This window comes from Pseudomonas sp. W15Feb9B, assembly GCF_000828175.1.
Classification (GTDB): Bacteria; Pseudomonadota; Gammaproteobacteria; order Pseudomonadales; family Pseudomonadaceae; genus Aquipseudomonas; species Aquipseudomonas parakoreensis.
Window position 1 is genome coordinate 1 of record NZ_JTKF01000093.1, and the last position, 276, is coordinate 276.

The following is a 276-nucleotide window of genomic DNA, read 5'->3' on the forward strand; positions in this document are numbered from 1 at the left end:
GAAGAAGACGATAGAAGCAGCTTTAAGCTCCAAGCTGATAGCTCTGAGCTAATCAGTTACGCGCTCGAAATTGGGTCTGTAGCTCAGTTGGTTAGAGCGCACCCCTGATAAGGGTGAGGTCGGCAGTTCGAATCTGCCCAGACCCACCAATTTTGTATGGGGCCATAGCTCAGCTGGGAGAGCGCCTGCCTTGCACGCAGGAGGTCAGCGGTTCGATCCCGCTTGGCTCCACCATTAACTGCTTCTGCTTGTTAGAGCTTAGAAATGAATATTCCG

Annotated in this window: 2 tRNA genes; both read left to right on the forward strand. The window is 52.2% G+C overall.

Going from position 1 to position 276, the window contains the following annotated elements:
- Positions 1-72 precede the first annotated feature (72 nt).
- Positions 73-149, forward strand: a tRNA-Ile gene (locus OC71_RS26740).
- A gap of 9 nt (positions 150-158) precedes the next feature.
- Positions 159-234 (forward strand) — tRNA-Ala (locus OC71_RS26745).
- Positions 235-276 lie beyond the last annotated feature (42 nt).